General features: G+C 42.0%; 11 protein-coding genes, 3 pseudogenes and 2 riboswitches. Of the genes and pseudogenes, 7 read left to right on the top strand and 7 right to left on the bottom strand.

Annotated features, from left to right (window positions below):
• Nucleotides 1-25: 25 nt before the first annotated feature.
• Together JCM14108_RS12380 and JCM14108_RS12375 are read right to left on the bottom strand one after the other, a co-directional pair.
• Nucleotides 26-1,133, bottom strand: a pseudogene (locus tag JCM14108_RS12380) (MDR family MFS transporter).
• Between the two features lie 245 nt (nucleotides 1,134-1,378).
• Entirely contained in the window at nucleotides 1,379-2,128 is a 750-nt protein-coding gene (locus JCM14108_RS12375; RefSeq protein ID WP_035181218.1) for an Ig-like domain-containing protein, read from the bottom strand.
• 319 nt (nucleotides 2,129-2,447) lie between these two features.
• Between JCM14108_RS12375 and zwf the strand changes: the two genes are divergently transcribed.
• Nucleotides 2,448-3,926, top strand: a complete 1,479-nt coding sequence (gene zwf, locus JCM14108_RS12370) for a glucose-6-phosphate dehydrogenase (RefSeq protein ID WP_035181216.1) — start codon at nucleotides 2,448-2,450, stop codon at nucleotides 3,924-3,926.
• Nucleotides 3,927-4,268: 342 nt separating this feature from the next.
• Nucleotides 4,269-5,701, top strand: a pseudogene (gene gnd / locus JCM14108_RS12365) (NADP-dependent phosphogluconate dehydrogenase).
• Nucleotides 5,702-5,820: 119 nt separating this feature from the next.
• Here gnd and thiE read toward each other — a convergent pair.
• Nucleotides 5,821-6,453, bottom strand: coding sequence for a thiamine phosphate synthase (gene thiE / locus JCM14108_RS12360; RefSeq protein WP_035181214.1), 633 nt, complete (start codon nucleotides 6,451-6,453; stop codon nucleotides 5,821-5,823).
• A gap of 170 nt (nucleotides 6,454-6,623) precedes the next feature.
• Nucleotides 6,624-6,758: riboswitch (TPP riboswitch) on the top strand.
• 139 nt (nucleotides 6,759-6,897) lie between these two features.
• On the opposite strand from thiE, the gene thiS reads away from it, so the two are divergent.
• The 4 genes from thiS to JCM14108_RS12340 are packed head-to-tail and all read left to right on the top strand — an operon-like array spanning nucleotide 6,898 to nucleotide 9,781.
• Nucleotides 6,898-7,092, top strand: a complete 195-nt coding sequence (gene thiS, locus JCM14108_RS12355) for a sulfur carrier protein ThiS (RefSeq protein WP_035181211.1) — start codon at nucleotides 6,898-6,900, stop codon at nucleotides 7,090-7,092.
• A gap of 17 nt (nucleotides 7,093-7,109) precedes the next feature.
• Entirely contained in the window at nucleotides 7,110-7,754 is a 645-nt protein-coding gene (gene thiF / locus JCM14108_RS12350; protein ID WP_035181209.1) for a sulfur carrier protein ThiS adenylyltransferase ThiF, read from the top strand.
• A 12-nt stretch (nucleotides 7,755-7,766) separates the two neighbouring features.
• Entirely contained in the window at nucleotides 7,767-8,552 is a 786-nt protein-coding gene (locus JCM14108_RS12345; protein ID WP_035181208.1) for a thiazole synthase, read from the top strand.
• An 11-nt stretch (nucleotides 8,553-8,563) separates the two neighbouring features.
• Nucleotides 8,564-9,781: a Zn-dependent hydrolase gene (locus tag JCM14108_RS12340; protein WP_035181207.1), complete on the top strand. Its 1,218-nt coding sequence runs from the start codon at nucleotides 8,564-8,566 to the stop codon at nucleotides 9,779-9,781.
• 156 nt (nucleotides 9,782-9,937) lie between these two features.
• Here JCM14108_RS12340 and lepB read toward each other — a convergent pair whose 3' ends face one another.
• The 3 genes from lepB to JCM14108_RS12325 form a co-directional block, all read right to left on the bottom strand.
• Nucleotides 9,938-10,534: a signal peptidase I gene (lepB, locus tag JCM14108_RS12335; protein WP_035181206.1), complete on the bottom strand. Its 597-nt coding sequence runs from the start codon at nucleotides 10,532-10,534 to the stop codon at nucleotides 9,938-9,940.
• Between the two features lie 231 nt (nucleotides 10,535-10,765).
• Nucleotides 10,766-11,014: a hypothetical protein gene (locus tag JCM14108_RS12330; RefSeq protein ID WP_035181204.1), complete on the bottom strand. Its 249-nt coding sequence runs from the start codon at nucleotides 11,012-11,014 to the stop codon at nucleotides 10,766-10,768.
• A 90-nt stretch (nucleotides 11,015-11,104) separates the two neighbouring features.
• Nucleotides 11,105-11,482 (bottom strand): hypothetical protein, encoded by a 378-nt coding sequence (locus JCM14108_RS12325; RefSeq protein WP_035181201.1) that lies wholly within the window; start codon nucleotides 11,480-11,482, stop codon nucleotides 11,105-11,107.
• A 70-nt stretch (nucleotides 11,483-11,552) separates the two neighbouring features.
• Between JCM14108_RS12325 and JCM14108_RS12320 the strand changes: the two genes are divergently transcribed.
• Nucleotides 11,553-13,073 (top strand): multicopper oxidase family protein, encoded by a 1,521-nt coding sequence (locus JCM14108_RS12320; RefSeq protein ID WP_035181199.1) that lies wholly within the window; start codon nucleotides 11,553-11,555, stop codon nucleotides 13,071-13,073.
• Between the two features lie 226 nt (nucleotides 13,074-13,299).
• A riboswitch (M-box (ykoK) riboswitch) is annotated at nucleotides 13,300-13,465 on the top strand.
• Between the two features lie 717 nt (nucleotides 13,466-14,182).
• Here JCM14108_RS12320 and JCM14108_RS12315 read toward each other — a convergent pair.
• Nucleotides 14,183-15,486: pseudogene (locus JCM14108_RS12315) on the bottom strand (cation:dicarboxylate symporter family transporter).
• Nucleotides 15,487-15,577: the final 91 nt, after the last annotated feature.

The raw sequence follows: 15,577 nt of genomic DNA, 5'->3' as shown, positions 1-15,577 counted from the left end.
ATAACTTTGTCCCAGGGCCCTCTTTTTATTTTTTAGCTAGATAATTAAGTAGCGTGACTCGTCGATGATTCAAAATTATTAGAATGATCAAAAAAACGATAATGATTCCAGCAGCGAATGAGAACAGGACACCATAGGGTGCAAAGTCCAAAAAGACACCGCCAATCAAGGGGCCCAGCGCTCTGCCAAATGACATGAACAGATTATACATCCCCTGAAATTTTCCCCGCTCCTGTGGTGTCGACAAGCTGTCAATCCAGCAGGAATGCCCGGAAAACCGATCATTTCGCCGATAGTCTCACGATCATGACAATCACAAACGCATAATACTGCTTGGCAAAAATCAGTCCGATAAACGACAGTGCGAAAATAAAAACCCCCACGTAGGTTTGGGTACTCAACTTAAAGTGCCCGCCAATTCGATTGACAAATGGCTGACCAAAAACAATCATCAAGCCGTTTAGCGTCCAAAGCAGGCTGTAATTTTCAAACGGAATATGCAAGCTGGTCATGTGAACCGAGATAACACTTTCCCAAAGCGCATAGGACAGATAAACCCCCAGCACGACCCCGCAGATAGCCAAAATCATTGAGCCAACATTTGTCTCGCGAGGCGCGCCCCGTTGAATTTGTTTTCCCGGTGCCCGTCGTTGAACTACCACGTTGAAATCAACCAGGGTAATTACCAATAGGATAAAATAGAAGACCGCCGCCACGATGAAAACAGTGGTGACACCCCGAGCCAATAAAAAGCCAACCATCAAAGTCCCAATCACAATTCCCACGTTTTGCCCAATATACAAAACGTTAAAAATTGCCCGGGTTGACCGGGTTTTGATGCTGGCAGCATAGGAATTTAATAAGGTCATACAGGCGCCATCGCCAAAACCGACAAATAACAGTAGGATTGAAAACATCGGCCAACCATGAAAGAATACCAGTCCAACAATCGCTGATAATGAGATTAAAACACCAATAATTGCCGATTTATATGGTGACCAACGATCAAATAAATAGCCCCCAAGATAGTTACCGACCATCATAAAAACCGACATCACTAAAATCGTCATCCCGGCCAGAGTCAAAGACTTATGCAGATAATTATGCATATAGACCGTCACCAGCGGCCACATAAACGCCGCCCCAGCGTTCAAAATCAATGAATACAGGATAACGGAACTAAATCGAACTTCATTTCTTTTTGACAAAATAGCCCCCCTCTTTTATGTTCGTAACGCTTCTTTTCCATTCTCTCACACCTTTTACCGTTTCAGCAATCGGAACGATGCGTAAACTTTGGGATTATCGCTTCTTTTTGGACAAAAAGAAGCCGAGACATTTCTGTCTCGACTGCTAGACTGCTAATTCAGGAAGTGTATTACTTCGTACTTACAAGCTTAAACTTGTAGTAATGAAGCGGTGCGTTACCATATTTAACTTTGAGTCCCTGATTATCTTTATTAACAATAATAAAGTGGGTGTTATCAGTGAATCTTAAATAGAAGTTCTGATAAGTCTTGCTGCCGCGTTCACGGTAGGTAATCTTCCAGAATGATTTACTGTAAGTGGTAACTTTATAACTTGCATAGTTGATTAATTTCTTTTGTAATTTACCATTTTTGTACAATGCCTGGTTCAAACCCGTTGACTGATTAAAAGTGGTTACAACCCGGTAACCATTATTGTTGCCTGAATACCACTTACCGGTTGGTTCGTTAATCGTTAGTTTATTGGCAGTGTTACTCGAAGCAGTCGTCTTTGAAGCGCTGCTGGTACTACTGGTTGAAGTACTTTTTTGAGGTGCTTTAACCGTTACAATCCGATAAAAATATGAAGTTGATGACTTGCGGGCATAAACATAAAGTTTTTGGTTCGCCTTTAAGTTGGTATGCAAATCAGCACTATATTTACCGGTTTGGCTATCAGCTGTTGAAGTGGCAATTGTTTTCTTATTCGAATTGCGAACAATAATTGAGACGCCCTTAGTCGCTGTTCCCGTGACACTCGAAGACGTTGTATAAACATTGTTGACCGAAAGTGACGGTGAGCTTGCAGATGCTTTGAGGCTAACCCCTAAAAAGAATGCTGCAAGAACAGCAATGAACGCGATAAACTTGAATTTCTTCATTGATTTGTTACTCCCTAATTGTTTAATTTGCAAACTACATTATAAGCGAAACCAGTGTAAAAAGGGAATAATTGTTTGTCCTCTTAGAGGATTCTTAAGAAACTGGCAAAGTGTGCTTATTAACCAAACCTCAGCCCGCATTGACGGTTAACTTCTATTTTGTAAATAATTTACAGTTTGAAAAGCACTATCTTGTAAATTTTTATCATTTACATCACTAATTCCCTTTCGTTGGAAGCCGTTGTGTTATATAATGTTAGCGAAGTGGTATAGACAATATACCGAATTTTGCTTAGTTAATTTGATAGGAGTGAAAAAATTGCCAACTGAAAGACGTTCATTGATCATGCTATTCGGGGCAAACGGCGACTTAGCCGTTCGAAAACTTTATCCAGCTATGTTTAAACTTTTCGAAAAAGGAAACATTCGTGATCATTTTGCTGTAATTGGCTCATCACGATATAAGGTAGACGATGCTAAATACCGTGATATGGTTATTAAATCTGTAGATAAAGAATCAAGTAATAAAAAGATGATTGCCGACTTTGCAAGTCATTTTTACTTTGTTACTCATGATGTAACTGATTTGGCCCACTACTCAGTTTTGAAGGATAAAGCTGACGAGTTGGACAAGAAATACAAATTGGAAGGAAACCGGGTCTTCTATATTTCAATGGCCCCCAACTTCTTTGGAACAGTTGCTAAGAACATTAAAAATCAAGGCTTGCTCTCAACTAAAGGCGGGTTTAACCGCTTGGTTATTGAAAAACCATTTGGTCGAGACTTTGAATCCGCTAAAGAATTAAATGATGAGTTAAGTAATGCCTTTGAAGAAAATCAAATTTTCCGAATTGACCACTACTTAGGTAAGGAAATGATCCAAAATATCGAAGCAATTCGCTTTGGTAACACCATTTTCGAAGCACTTTGGAACAATCGTTATATCGACAATGTTCAGGTAACCCTTGCCGAAAAACTTGGGGTTGAAGAACGAGCCGGTTACTACGATAACTCTGGTGCTTTACGTGATATGGTCCAAAACCACATTATGCAAATTGTCAGCCTGCTTGCAATGGAGCAACCGGTTGCATTTAAAGATACCGATATTCGAGCTGAAAAAGTCAAAGCACTGCGAAGCCTGCGGGTTTATAACGTTGCCGAAGCTTCAACCAATTTTGTTCGCGGTCAATATGGTGCCGTAGGTGAAAACCGGGCTTACCGTGACGAAGACGGTGTGCCAAAGGATTCCAACACCGAAACATTTGTTGCCGGAAAGCTGTTATTCGATAACTATCGTTGGTCCGGTACGCCATTTTATATCAGAACCGGTAAGAAGCTTGCCGACAAGTTCACCCGGGTGGACGTTGTCTTCAAAAAACCATTGGTTGACATCTTCTCCTTCCCACAAAGTGGCAAAGCTTTGCTTAACGCAAACGTCTTAACCATTTATATCGAACCGACTCAAGGCTTCTCACTTTTGGTTAACGCCAAGAACAGTGAACAAGGCTTCCATACAGAACCGGTTAACTTGGAATTTCTTGAAGATTCCAAGCGGACCAAGGAAACACCACAACCTTATGAACGTTTAATTCATGATGTCCTAAAGGGTGATGGTACCAACTTTGCCAGTTGGCCGGAAGTTGCCAGTGCTTGGAAATTCGTTGACCAAATTCGACGTGTTTGGGATATTCAACAACCAATGTTCCCGAACTACATCCCTGGCTCAATGGGTCCTGTTTCAGCCGATGAATTATTGGCAAGAGACCATCGCGAATGGATTTACAAATTGAACAAATAATGAGCTACTATCAAAAAGATTTAGACCTTAAAACAGGTTTGAATCTTTTTTAATACAATCAAGTAACCCTGTAAATAATTATCATCTTCTAAAATTGGTGTCATCCTCATATTAAAAACTGGCCAACTTGGTTAACAAATCACGCATCATCAAAGGGTGTTAAATAAAAATATTGATTTTTTGAAAATGATTAGCAATTTTTAGTCTCTTTTTTTCACAATCTCTTTTTTTAGTAAGGGGATTTCCTAGTATATCGACATTTTATTTCACTTTATGCTTGTGCAATGGTAAACTATCTATGTAGCATTGTAGTAATTCTTAATAGAAAAGGATGGTTTTTAAATGTCTGATCAAAAAGCAAACATCGGTGTTGTTGGAATGGCCGTTATGGGTAAGAACCTGGCCTGAACATCGAAAGCCGCGGTTACACAGTTGGTATCTTCAACCGTACCGGAGCTAAAACAGAAGCTGTTATGAAAGACCACGGAGACAAGAAGTTGGTTCCAAGTTACAAAATCGAAGACTTCGTTAAATCTCTGGAAACACCTCGTCGAATTATTTTAATGGTTAAAGCCGGCAAACCGACTGACGCCGTTATTGATGAATTACTCCCACTGCTTGATAAGGGCGATGTCCTTATTGATGGTGGTAATACCAACTTCCACGATACGATGGCTCGTAATGCTCGTCTTGACAAATCCGGTATCAACTTTATCGGTATGGGTGTTTCTGGTGGTGAACTTGGTGCCCTTCAAGGCCCATCATTAATGCCAGGTGGCCAAAAAGAAGCTTACGAGTTGGTTGAACCAATTCTAAAGCAAATCGCTGCCAAGGCCCCATCTGACGGTGAACCATGTGTCACATACATTGGCCCCAATGGTGCCGGCCACTATGTTAAGATGGTCCACAATGGTATCGAATATGGTGATGAAGAGTTAATTGATGAAAGCTACAACATTTTAAGAAATCTTGCCGGCTACTCAGTTGATGAATTAGCTGACATTTTCAAGGAATGGAACAAGGGTGAACTTGACAGTTACTTAATCGAAATTACTGCCGACATTTTAACTCATAAAGATGACCTTGGCGATGATAAGACCAAGCCGATTGTTGATATGATTCTTGACCGTGGTGCCAACAAGGGAACTGGTAAGTGGAGTTCTCAAGACGCCCTTGAAGTCGGAGTTGATCAATCAGTTATTACCGAAGCCGTTTACGCTCGATTCATTTCAATGATCAAGAAGGAACGGGTTGCTGCTTCCAAGGTATTGCCTAAGCCTGAAGGCAACGTTGACTTCGATAAGAAAGAAATCGTTGAAAAAGTTCGTGAAGCCCTCTACTTTGGTAAAGTAATGAGTTATGCTCAAGGCTTTGCCCAATTAAAAGCAGCTTCAGACAGTAATGAATGGAATATTAAGCTTGGTGAAATGGCTAAGATTTGGCGTGCCGGTTGCATTATCCGGGCCCGTTTCTTACAAAACATCACCGATGCTTACGATAAGAACCCTGATCTTCAAAACCTGCTTCTTGACCCATACTTCACTGATATCGCCAAGAAGTATCAGGAATCTGCTCGTGACGTTGTTGCTTTGGCAACCAAAGCCGGTGTGCCGGTACCGTCACTTGCAGCCGCTGTTTCCTACTACGACTCATACCGTTCAGAAGTTGTTCCTGCTAACCTGTTGCAAGCACAACGTGACTACTTCGGTGCTCACACTTATGAACGTGTTGACCGCCCAGGCAGCTTCCACTACACATGGTATGAAGAACAATAAAACCTTATAAATAAGCCGTTTTATAGGGTTGATTAATCAAACAGGACTTTGAGCAGAAGGAAAATGACCCTTTCACCCAAAGTCCTGTTTTTTGGACCTTAAAATATTCAATTAGCTTCCTAGCCAATGGCGGCTTCAATCGCAGTTAATAGTTCACGGGTTTTCGCCCGGGCATTTTTAGCCTGCATAATTGCTGAAACAACCGCCACGCCGTCTACATGCGCCGGTTCAATTGCTTGGATATTATGCGCTTTTAGCCCGCCAATCGCATAAACGGGGATATCAACGGCAGCCTTGATTTTCCCCAACGTCTCAACGCTGGTATGAACTGTTTTAACGTGGGTTTTGGTCGGGAAAATCGCCCCGACTCCGAGATAATCAGCTCCCTGATCCATTGCAATTTTAGCCTGCTTCAGGGTTTTAGTCGTAGCCCCGATAATTTTATTGGTTCCTAAAATCTGTCGAGCCACTTCAACCGGCAGATCACTTTGACCTAAATGAACGCCGGCTGCGTCCACCGCCTGGGCAATATCCAATCGATCGTCAATAATTAACGGCACCCGGTGCCGATCGGCAATTGCTTTTACCTTAACCGCCCACTCATAAATCTCACGACTTGAACGGTTCTTTTCCCGAAGCTGCAATAAACTGACCCCCGCTTCACAAGCCAAGTCAATCTGCTGCAAAAAATCCGCGTCATTTAAGTTTGTATGGTCCGTCACCAAATATAAAGGTCGATTTGTCACTTTCATCAATAGCCCTCCAAATATTATTTACTATGTAATCCGCCATCGTGCGCTCGCAAAAAGTCTACTCAACTTGGCGATAAAATGCAACTGCTAAATTGTCGGATTGATACTTCAACTTGACATTTTTAAATGAAACCGCTATAAATAATACATAAGCTGCTAAGCTTAATTAAATATTTCGTCTGGGGTGCCTGAATGCCCTTCTGGTTGGTTACGATCAATTATGAAGCCATTCGTCAAGGCTGAGATTACACCCATCGAACCTGATACAGTTTGTACTGTCGAAGGAAGAGCGAACCGGAAAACTGATTTTAATTTTAACTTCCGAGATCTTCTTTTAACAGAAAAGAAGATCTTTTTTCTTTTCCTGTTAAATCATCTGATTTCAAGTCCGTTAGCTTTGGTTCCCCTTCCTTCGAAATAACTACGAAGAAAGGGGTTTTTAATATGGTGACAGTTAATGGTCAGGAAGAAAATGTTGCCGGTCAAACCGTCATTGATTTTCTTAAGCAACGTAACGCGCCAATTGAAAACATTGTCGTTGAACGAAACGGTGAAATTGTCCACCGGTCCGAATTCGATAAAGTAACACTGGCATCCGGTGACAAAGTCGAATTGATTTCGTTCGTTGGTGGCGGCTAGAGGAGGAATTGAAACACATGGAAGCAGAAGTTCAGGGGCAACCCTATAAAGACGTTTATAACGGTATGAAGGAGCGAAATGTTAAAAATTCAACCGACAAATTAACCGCTGCTCATGTTACAATCGCCGGAGCTGGCGGTCTTGGCTCAAATATTGCCATTGCCCTTACCAGGATCGGCGTTGGTCATCTCAAACTCATTGACTTTGATTCAGTCGAACTTAGCAATCTTAACCGCCAACAATTTAAGCTAAGCCAGGTTGGAATGCCCAAGGTAGTCGCATTAAAGCAAAATCTTCAAGAATTTAATCCATTTATTGATATTCAAACGGCTCAGGTTGAAGTAACCCATGATAATGTCCCACAATTATTCAAAAGTGCCGACATTATCTGTGAGGCTTTCGATAACCCGGCAGCCAAGGCAATGCTGCTGGATGCCGCGTCTGAATTTTATCCAAATAAGCCATTAGTTATGGGTACCGGTATGGCGGGCGTCCACAGTTCCAATACCATTACTACCAAGCATCCCCGCCCCAACCTCTACATTGCCGGTGACGGCACTAGTAAGGGCGTTGAAGGCCTCATGGCCCCTCGCGTGATGATTTGCGCCGGCCATGAAGCCAACATGATTACCCGTTTAATTTTAGGACAAACCGAAATTTAGGGAGGAAATAATATGTCAGTAGTCAATCAAAATAAAGACGAACTGGTTATCGGCGGTCATAAGTTTACATCCCGCTTCATTCTGGGCTCGGGAAAATATTCTTATGATTTAATCGATTCCGCAATTAATAACGCCAAGGCTCAAATTATTACCATGGCACTTCGCCGCAATACAACCGGCTCGGAAAATATTTTAAACTATATTCCTGAAGGTATTACCATTCTGCCGAATACTTCCGGCTCGACTAATGCCGAAGAAGCGATTCGAACAGCCAGAATTGCCCGGGAACTAAGTGGCAGTGACTTCATCAAGTTGGAAGTTGTACCGGATAAGAAATATTTAATGCCCGATAATTATGAAACGTTGAAAGCCACTGAAGTTCTGGCAAAGGAAGGCTTCATCGTTATGCCATACGTCCTGCCGGATCTTAACGTTGCTCGCCAACTCGTTGACGCAGGGGCTGCAACTGTCATGCCACTGGCTGCTCCGATCGGCACCAACAAGGGCTTATCAACCAAAGACCTCATTCAAATCCTGGTTGATGAAATTGACGTGCCAATTATCGTTGACGCCGGTATCGGCCGACCAAGTCAAGCCGCTGAAGCGATGGAAATGGGCGTTTCAGCTGTCATGGCAAATACGTCAATGGCAACAGCCGGTAATATTCCATTGATGGCCGAAGCCTTCAAACTGGCAATTGAAGCCGGCCGAAAGGCTTACCTGGCCAAACCGGGACGCGTAATCGAACACGGCGCAGTTGCATCGTCACCATTAGCCGGCGTCAGCGCCGCTAAATAGCTGGTGATCAAATGCCAATCAAAACTGACCAATTAATGGCTCATCTGGCAACCATTAACCGGTTTTCCACAAATGAGGTTGGTCAAAACCGGTTGGTATACACGTCCAATTGGATTAAAGGTCAAAGGCAATTAATTGCCTGGGGCCATCAAGCTGGGATGCGGGCAACCGTTGATGCGTATGGTACCGTTTATTTGGACATCGCCGGGTCACAAGCTCCCGACAAAATCATTGCGACCGGCTCACACATGGATACAGTTGTCCACGGTGGCCCTTACGACGGCTTATATGGTGTTCTTGGCGGTTTTCAGGCCATTTGTGAGTTAATCCAGGTGCTTGGTCGACCCAAAAAAACGTTGCGGCTAATCTCGTTTAGTGAGGAAGAAGGCAGTCGCTTTCCAGCAACTTTCTCCGGGTCCAAACATTACTGTCGAGTTGAAGACGTTGCCGGGATCCAAGATCATGCCGGAATTGATTTTAACAAGGCCCGTCAAGCAGCCGTTGCCAAATTAAAGGAAGCTAATGTTCACACGGGCCTGCCAAGCGTGCCAACTACCTTTACTGAACTGCATATCGAGCAGGGACCCCGCCTGATTAATGCTCATCGACAAATCGGCTTGGTCACTTCAATTGTCGGACAACGTCGATTTACGATAACCGTTAACGGCCTTTCTAACCACGCGGGAACGACCCCGATGGCAGACCGCCACGACGCGTTTCAAATTGCGGTCACCTTAATCAGTCGCCTGCGCCAATTGGCCGCTTCGATTAGTCGCCAGCTCACCTTTACAGTTGGTGAAGTTCATGTTTGGCCCAATACATCAAACGTTATTCCTGGGAAAGTAACGTTCAGTATTGATACCAGGCATGTTGATGCGGCTGTCCTTAACCGGTTTGAAGTTGGAATTCGAAATAAAGCAGTTGATTTTTCAATTCCCCCGATTTCAGTAACCGTTAATCGGTGGGTCGCGGATAAACCCGTTCAGCTGGACGCGTCACTGCTTCAAAGAAATGAGAACTTGGCGGCTAAGCTTGGATTATCCTACCAAAAGCTGGCTTCCGGTGCCGGCCATGATAGCGAAATCATGAGTCGGGTAACCCCAACCACGATGATTTTTGTCCCTAGTATTGGCGGCATTAGTCACGCGCCACAGGAAAAAACATCCCCATCAGATTTACACAACGGTGTCGATCTGTTGCGGGAAAGTCTAAAACAACAAGCGTATTAATTTGTGAGACAAACCATGATTAACTTCTAACAGAATGTTCGTAATTTTAAACCACTTTGCATGACACACTTTCTAAGATAAAAACCAGCTTCAATTTTGAATCGGAACTTGCAATGGAAAAACAAGGGCCGGTTTCAAATTGAAGCTGGTTTTTAATTAATTGGCGTTGGCAAGCAAAGAAGTGGCGTCGTTGACTTTATCGGCATTCTTATCAAATGGCGCCGTCTTAACAACCCCTTGGACTTTGTCTTTATCGACAAATCCCCAGTAACGACTATCATTGGAAACTGAACGGTGGTCACCCAGCACAAAATATTTATTCTGAGGCACCTTGGTTGAATTTTGATCTCTGGTCCAATGCAGCGAGAGACTTTGGAGATCCCAATTTCCGGTCCCGGTGGTTCGCTGTGCCTGACTGATATAATCCTGATTCAACGGCCGATTATTAACATAAATGGTACCATTATTGCTGCTGACGGTGTCACCAGGCAGCCCAATCACTCGCTTTACATAATAGTCAGGTGTCTTGTGAGACTCAGGGTCCTCACCGTGGGCATCAAAAATAATTACCGAGTTTCGTTGAATTGGCAAAGTTTTAAAAACACCCACCATTTCAGCATTCTTTAAGTTCGGCTGCATTGAGGTTCCCTGAATAAAGCTGGCGCTTACAAAATATTGACGAACGGCAAGGCCGATTAACAACCCCATCGCAATCGGCAGCACCCAACTAAAAATCTTCTTAAGTGTTTTCAAATTAGCCTCCAGAAAAAAATCATTTAATTTTCAATCGTTGCATTTATAGTATCATGAATCTAAAATTAAATCATTTGAAGCTCGTCTAAATTAGTTAAGAAATCAGAAATTATTTTGCTATGTTAATACAAGCCGGTCAAACATTTCCTGCTTTACTAACCAAAAACACAAAGAACCGGCGTGAAAGTTTAAGTGACTTTCACGCCGGCTCTTAATATCTCCAAAGGCATCTTATTCGTAATGCGTTCCACGCAGTCGATCCAACGTTTCTTTTTTCAGGTAGTAAGGGGTCACTCCATCATCAATAGCCTTGTTTAACAACCCCTGAGCCTGCTTACGAGCAACAATCGTCGGTACCTTGATAGAGAGAACCGACTTGTTAATTACCATTTGATGAACATCCAAATTCGCTTTCGTCTTGTAATGAACTTCCGGTTCAGTTTTCTTTTGCTTTGAGCGACTGCTCTTTTCCTTAGCCATGAAGATCCCTCCTCACTATCAATCAAAATAAAAATCGTTACCAAGTACCTTCATCATAGCAAATTACCCGATAAAAGTATATTCAGATGACTAGTCTCTGACGGGAACCTTATCGAACTGCTTCTGATACCATTCTTCCCAGGTTCCTGAAACCAGATTGCCATTGTCATAGTAATCAGGATTGATTACTGAAATAACGCGTTTGAGGTCACTGCCGCATTCTCGATAGAGTTCTTCTCGAAGCTCCTCTGGCGTAAACGACCGATTTTCGAAAATGAAGTGGTTAATGTCAGCCAGATAATAATCTACTTTGTACATGGAAAGAATTTCCAGGTTGTTTTTCTTAAAACGCGGTAAATAGAAATCTACGAAATCTATAATTGCTTTTTTCGTTGCTGTCTCATTCAATTTATCGATAGTAACAGTCTCTGCCACGATAGCACCTCCTCTCATTCTATTATGCCACATTTTCAGCTTCAAGGAACCCTTAAAGTAGTATGATGGAAGTGGATCTAAAATAACAAAGGATGCGAATAGCATGTCAGATAGAAAAGTTTATACCGATTATTTTTTCGACGAACCTGCGTTTAACACACATGATGGTGGTTATATACCACTTGAGGCACCAAAAACGCCGCAGGAAAAATTGAGAATACCGGCGTTATTGGAACCAGATAAAGAAACCGATTCGGATATGTATTATACAGTGGTAGCCCAAACCGGTGAAACCCAGTTGCTGCCGGGTGATAAAACCAAAACCTGGGGCTACAATAACAGTATCCTGGGTAAAACCATTGTTTTTAAAGATGGTAAAAATATCCATATCACATTGAAAAATAACCTACCAGAAGTAACAACCTTTCATTGGCACGGATTAAACGTTCCGGGGCCGATTACGGATGGTGGCTGCCATGCTCCGGTTTATCCCGGTCAAAGCACGCAAATTGATTTTAAATGCCATCAACGAGCCGCAACATTATGGCTTCACGCCCATCCATGCCCAGCGACTGCCCAACAAGTTTGGAAGGGCTTGGCAACAACAGTCATCGTGCAGGACAAAACCGAAAAGCAATTGCCATTTCCAAGAAACTACGGGGTTGACGATTTACCGTTAGTTCTTCAAGATCGACGTTTCCACGAACACAACCAGCTTGATTATATGGCTGACTATGACCCGGATGGTATTCAAGGACCCACCCCAATGATTAACGGCACAATTAATCCTTATTTCGATGTCACGACACAGCGAATCCGACTAAGAATTCTGGATGGTGCCAACCGAAGGGAATGGCGGCTTCATTTTAGTGACGACCTAAAGTTTACGCAAGTCGCCTCTGATGGCGGCGTTTTACCAGAACCGGTTGATTTCACTCATCTCATGTTGACCTGTGCGGAAAGAGCCGAGATTATCGTTGATTTTGGTGCCTATAAGCCGGGCGATGAAGTCACCCTTTACTCAGATGACGTTCCACTTGTCCGCTTTAGAATTCATCAATTCACCAAAGATGAGACCCAGCTTCCCGATCACTTAGTTGATATTCCTGATCCGGAGGTTACACCAGATACGAAAGTTCACCAAGTTGTCATGGCGGGAATGGATGAAATGGTTGAAATCAACGGTAAGAAATTTGACATGCAGCGAATCGATGATAAGCAAAAGATTGGTAATGTCGAATACTGGGATATCTCCAATACCAATGATAAAACCAGTGGCATGATCCATCCGTACCATATGCACGCCACCCAGTTTAAAATCGTTTCCAGAAATGGTCACGCGCCCTACCCTAATGAGCATGGTTTAAAAGATACAGTTGGGGTAAACCCCGGCGAAACCGTTCGTCTAAAGGTTTGGTTCGATAAATTAGGCGTCTTCATGAATCACTGCCACATTCTCGAACATGAAGACGGTGGAATGATGGCCCAATTTGAAGTTTACGATCCAGACCATCCTAAGACTTACAAGTTGATGGATATGGATACGCTAATGACAGCCTTTGCCAAAGAACGGGGCGTCAAAAAGGCCGATTTGAATATTCCCGGAATGCATATGACAAATTAAGGTTCAAACTTTTTTAACCGATCTTCAACGGATGATTGATTTGGAAACCTTATCAATCGTCCGTTGATTTTTTTGCTAATGCTAATTTATCGCTACTTAACACACAAATATCATCATGATTATATTCGGACCCCAAATATAATCATAAAAATAATAATATTTAAATGTCTGTTATCCTTGCAATCAAGAAATGCGTATGATAGGATACTAGTTGGAATGAAAAACGAATAGAAGCTGTTAGGTGAGGCTCCTATGTGAAAAATGCTACTGCTCAGAAACGTCGAAAAACGCCAATGAGTCAGCTGTTCTAGTCAAAGTAAGGCTTGAACTAACGTAGCTGTTATTGAATAACTACATCACATAGTGCTAAAGCTCAACGACTGGCAAAGAATTTTTGGTGTGTCCAGTCGGTTAGCGACTGGACACTTTTCATTCTAAATAATTTTTTTCAAGAGGTGAGACTTATGACAACTGAATTTATAGATCCTGGAGCGACGAAACATCAGTCTATCAAGGGAAGACCGGTTGTGATGATATCTCTCTCGCAGCTTAGATTCTAAGGAATCGACGAGAAATTGTTACAATCGATTTTCCCAAAGAAAGCAAAATTTGAATGCCTAAACGTATTATTTCTTGATTCGAAGGCTTTATTGCCCTATGCATCACAAGAAAATTCCCGTTTCAGTTTGTTTAGACATTTCAACATTTTTGGGAATTCGGTTAATACAATTTCTCGGTGGTTTTGAACATAGAGGTACTGACGTACTTGTGTCCAATCGGTTAACTGCGGCCGAAAAACACTTCACCTTTTAGGAAACTAATTGGGGAGAATGAGATTAATCGTAATATATTGCCAACACATAAATACGGTAATAATAGTAATTATGAGGAAGAGACCTCCAAGAATCCGGCGGAAGCTAATTCTTGAAAGATAACTGCTATCTTACTGGATAATAAAATTATAAAGCCACCAACGTAAATTCGTTGGTGGCTTTTTACAACCAGAATCCAAATAAATATGGTATCGCGATTCGCTTGAACTGAATCTTTCACCCTCTGAAGCTTTCTCAATAAATGAATCTCTAATTATCTTCTATTCGATTTAAATGCTAATCAGAACTCTCAAGGTTATCACGTTTAACATGCTTAAACTGTGCGATATAGTCTTCGGACTTTTGCTCATCAAATTCATTTTCTGATTTACCGATAACAACGGTCGCAAGTGAGTTGCCAACAACATTAACGGCTGTTCGACCCATATCAACAATTCGATCAATACCGGCAATAAAGGTCAATCCGCTCATTGGAACACCAATGGTAGAAATCGTTGCCAGTAAAACCACAAAGGAAGCCCCCGGCACGCCGGCCATTCCTTTTGACGTAATCATCAAAACAACTAAAAGCGTGATTTGCTGCCCAATCGACAAATGAATCCCATAGGCCTGAGCGAGGAAAAGAGCGGCCAAAGACTGATAGATGGCAGAACCATCCAAATTAAAAGTGTAGCCGGTAGGAATAACAAAGGAAACAATTCCTTGGTTGGTTCCAAATTTATCCATCTTTTCAATCATTTTCGGTAAAACTGCCTCAGAACTGGCAGTTGAAAAAGCCAAAACAATTTCATTTTTGATAACTTTAAGTAGATCCATAATTCGAAATTTAAAGAGCCGTGCTACAATTCCCATTACAACCAGCACAAAAATAATCATCGTTGAGTATGTAATGATGACAAAATATCCCAACGGCAGCAACGCACTGATTCCCATTTCTGCCAAGGCGACCCCAATTAAAGCACAAACCCCAACAGGGGCTGCGTGCATCACCCAGTTGGTTACTTTAAACATGACTTCTTGAACAGCCTGTAAAACGTCAATTAGAATCTTCCCTTTTTCACCAATTGCGGCAATTCCCAATCCAAAGAAAACGGAGAAGAAAATAATTGGCATCATATTACCACTTGCCAGCGAACTAAAAATATTAGTTGGAATAATTCCCAATAAAGTATCCCAAATTCCGGTATGCTTAGCTGATTTGGCAGTTGCCATGTACTGACTGATGTCTGAACCATGAAGTGAGTGAATATCAATCATTGTTCCAGGATGAAGGATGTTGGCAATAATCATCCAAGTGCGATAGCAACGGTGGTCATTAACTCAAAATAAATTAGCGTCTTTAAACCAACTCGGCCCAATTTCTTTATGTCGCCAATGCTGGCAATACCAACAGTCAGACAAGAAACCACGATGGGAAGGACAATCATCTGAATCAAGCTGATGAACATGGTTCCAATGTTTTGCATTGTTGTAATGGCAACCTGGTTTTTATAAAAAATAATCCCAAATACAATTCCCAATACTAGGCCAATCAGAATTTGCCACCCTAGGGTTAGTCTATACGATTTATATCGTTTCATGATTTTCTTCCTTTTCTAAATAGTTTCACCTTTTCAATATATAACAAAGACCTTCGATAGTAAATAACTATCGAAGGTCTTTATACACATT

It is taken from the genome of Lentilactobacillus farraginis DSM 18382 = JCM 14108 (genome assembly GCF_000583655.1).
Taxonomy (GTDB): domain Bacteria; phylum Bacillota; class Bacilli; order Lactobacillales; family Lactobacillaceae; genus Lentilactobacillus; species Lentilactobacillus farraginis.
This window is presented reverse-complemented; position numbering and strand designations above follow the sequence as displayed.

What these genes read in the sequence shown, in the direction of transcription:
- JCM14108_RS12375 (WP_035181218.1), bottom strand. Translation starts at nt 2,128, where the DNA reads ATGAAGAAATTCAAGTTTATCGCGTTCATTGCTGTTCTTGCAGCATTC.
- thiE (WP_035181214.1), bottom strand. Translation starts at nt 6,453, where the DNA reads ATGAAAGTGACAAATCGACCTTTATATTTGGTGACGGACCATACAAAC.
- thiS (WP_035181211.1), top strand. Translation starts at nt 6,898, where the DNA reads ATGGTGACAGTTAATGGTCAGGAAGAAAATGTTGCCGGTCAAACCGTC.
- thiF (WP_035181209.1), top strand. Translation starts at nt 7,110, where the DNA reads ATGGAAGCAGAAGTTCAGGGGCAACCCTATAAAGACGTTTATAACGGT.
- JCM14108_RS12345 (WP_035181208.1), top strand. Translation starts at nt 7,767, where the DNA reads ATGTCAGTAGTCAATCAAAATAAAGACGAACTGGTTATCGGCGGTCAT.
- JCM14108_RS12340 (WP_035181207.1), top strand. Translation starts at nt 8,564, where the DNA reads ATGCCAATCAAAACTGACCAATTAATGGCTCATCTGGCAACCATTAAC.
- JCM14108_RS12330 (WP_035181204.1), bottom strand. Translation starts at nt 11,014, where the DNA reads ATGGCTAAGGAAAAGAGCAGTCGCTCAAAGCAAAAGAAAACTGAACCG.
- JCM14108_RS12325 (WP_035181201.1), bottom strand. Translation starts at nt 11,482, where the DNA reads ATGTGGCATAATAGAATGAGAGGAGGTGCTATCGTGGCAGAGACTGTT.
- JCM14108_RS12320 (WP_035181199.1), top strand. Translation starts at nt 11,553, where the DNA reads ATGTCAGATAGAAAAGTTTATACCGATTATTTTTTCGACGAACCTGCG.